At 40.2% G+C, this 2,250-nt stretch carries 5 protein-coding genes; all 5 read left to right on the top strand.

Annotated elements, in window-relative coordinates; all coding sequences use genetic code 11:
- The coding region (locus N1032_RS22645; protein ID WP_259542567.1) for an RNA polymerase sigma factor at positions 1-329 on the top strand (329 nt) is incomplete at its 5' end.
- Between the two features lie 2 nt (positions 330-331).
- On the top strand, positions 332-532 hold the full coding sequence (locus tag N1032_RS22640) for a hypothetical protein (RefSeq protein WP_259542566.1): 201 nt from the start codon (positions 332-334) through the stop codon (positions 530-532).
- Entirely contained in the window at positions 529-1,458 is a 930-nt protein-coding gene (locus N1032_RS22635; protein ID WP_259542565.1) for a hypothetical protein, read from the top strand. The genes N1032_RS22640 and N1032_RS22635 overlap by 4 nt, the downstream gene beginning before the upstream one ends.
- Positions 1,448-1,624, top strand: coding sequence for a hypothetical protein (locus N1032_RS22630; RefSeq protein ID WP_259542564.1), 177 nt, complete (start codon positions 1,448-1,450; stop codon positions 1,622-1,624). The genes N1032_RS22635 and N1032_RS22630 overlap by 11 nt, the downstream gene beginning before the upstream one ends.
- Positions 1,625-1,669: 45 nt before the next feature.
- On the top strand, positions 1,670-2,250 hold a 581-nt coding region (locus N1032_RS22625), incomplete at its 3' end, for a DNA ligase-like domain-containing protein (RefSeq protein WP_259542563.1).

Below are 2,250 nucleotides of genomic sequence, written 5' to 3'. Positions count from 1 at the left end.
TGAGTATTAACTTAGGTGCAGCACGTGCTGATTTTTACAGCAAAGTGACCCGCCATTCAAACAGAGAAACTCGCAACTTTAATATCGATTTTGAATCTCACGACAAAGGTGTTCTCGACCCAATGAGATTAATCCTGCGTCATGAATTCATTGAAGATTCTTTAACAGTGCTCTCCGAAACTGAGAAGCAGGTGTTCCTAGGTTATTACATCCGTGGTAAATCAATCAAAGATTTAACCAACGGAAAATCTCCTGGCACGATAAAGACTTTGCTCTATCGTATCCGTGAAAAGCTTATTGCTTACCACAATCCAGAGATTAAGGAATAACCATGGAAATTATTTACGAGAACGGATACTATAAAGTTGTTGCCAACCCTTATGCTCACATTTATTACATTGTGAACACTCGTACCGAACAAGTTGAAGGAGAAGAAGCAGCAGAGCCTACAGCGAAGTATAAAGCTGATGCTCTTAAGTCTGTTACTATCAAATTTAATGAGAAGCGTGGCGAGGAAGATGCAGCTAAATGAGAGCACTAATCGACTGTGACATTCTGAGATACCAGATTGGCTCAATCGCTCTCGAACACCCGTTCCTTAAAAAAGAGCGGGTTCCTGCCCCCGTTTCAGAGATTGAAAGAATCACTGAAGATACGATACAGCACGTAATCAAAGCTACTGGTGCAGATTCTTATGTTTGTGTACTAAGTGGCAAAGGGAATTTCAGGATTGAACTTGCTAAACAAGAACCTTACAAAGGGAACCGTAACGCATCGGTGGGTCGTCCTTATCACTATGATACTGTTGGTGACTATATTAAACGTAGTCACCCTACTGTTGTTGTGGATGGTATCGAAGCCGACGATTGGTTAGGTATTGAACAACGTAAGGATATTGAAAATAACATTATTTGCTCACGTGATAAAGACCTAGGCACTGTTCATGGTTGGCATTATCGTTGGGCTTGTGGTGATAAGCAACCTGAAAGATTAAATCATTACTTGTCAGAATTTGAAGCTAAAGAGTTTTTCTTCCACCAAATGCTTACTGGAGATAACACAGATAATATTATGGGCTGTGGTATTCGAAAGGAGGTTAAGTGGGGTGGTAAGTTGATGCTTCGTCGTAAAGGCGTTGGGTCAGGTGCTGCTGATAAAATTCTTGGAGCTTGTGATACACTACAAGAAATGTTTGATGCTGTAAAGCAGGAATATGAAGCTGTATTTGGTGATAACTATGAGGAAGTGATGCTTGAAAATGCTCGCTTACTCTATATTGGCCAGGAAGCTGATAACCTATTTCAGTGGGAATGGATTGATTATACATTAAAAAGGAATTGTGATGAAATTATTTCAAGTAACGAACGCTCTGAGCAAAGAAACTCTGTTTGTGAATCCAGAGAAGATTGTAACAGCGACACCGATGCCTCAATATCAGAACGTCCGTTTGACGTTTGATGATGGTTTTGGTTTGGAGATTGATGCTAAAGAGTTTGTAGCAATTAGCAACGCTCTAGAAGTAGAAATCTATCATATTGACGAAAAGATTCAAGGTGTCACGGATGATGACATCACGGATGAATCTATCGATGGCGTTAATGGTGACGATATCGTAGTCGAATAAAATTAAGGGGGCTTAGGCTCCCTTTCTTTTTGCCTAAGGAAAGGTATGAAAAAGGAATTATTTGCTCTTAATAAAGATGGAAAATTCAAGCACTGGATTGTCGAGGTAGAAGATGACGTAATAACAGTACGGCATGGACAACTTGGTGGTAAGATGCAGGAACAGATTACCATCTGCACTGGAAAGAATATCGGACGTTCAAATGAAACAACTCCTGAACAGCAGGCGTTACTTGAAGCTGAGAGCAAGTATAACAAGCAGATTGATAAATGCTATCGACCTACACAGGAAGAAGCAAAGTCAGTCGGAGAAGTCCTTCCGATGCTTGCCAAGAATTACTTGGACTCAGGACACAGGATTAAATGGCCTGCTTTTACTTCTCCTAAGTTGGACGGTGTGCGGTGTATTGCTAGTATTACTCAAAGCGGCGATGTAACACTTACATCTCGTGGAGGTAAAACTTATCCAGTACCTAAACATATTGGAAAAGCGTTAGCTTTACTGAAACATCGTTCTGGTATCAATATTTTTGATGGTGAGTTGTATATCCATGGACTACCTTTACAGGATATAGTATCATGTGTGAAGAAAGAAAATGTAAATACACCTCGTCTCGAATTCCACAT

It is taken from the genome of Herbiconiux daphne, from assembly GCF_024979295.1.
GTDB lineage: Bacteria > Actinomycetota > Actinomycetes > Actinomycetales > Microbacteriaceae > Herbiconiux > Herbiconiux daphnes.
This window is presented reverse-complemented; position numbering and strand designations above follow the sequence as displayed.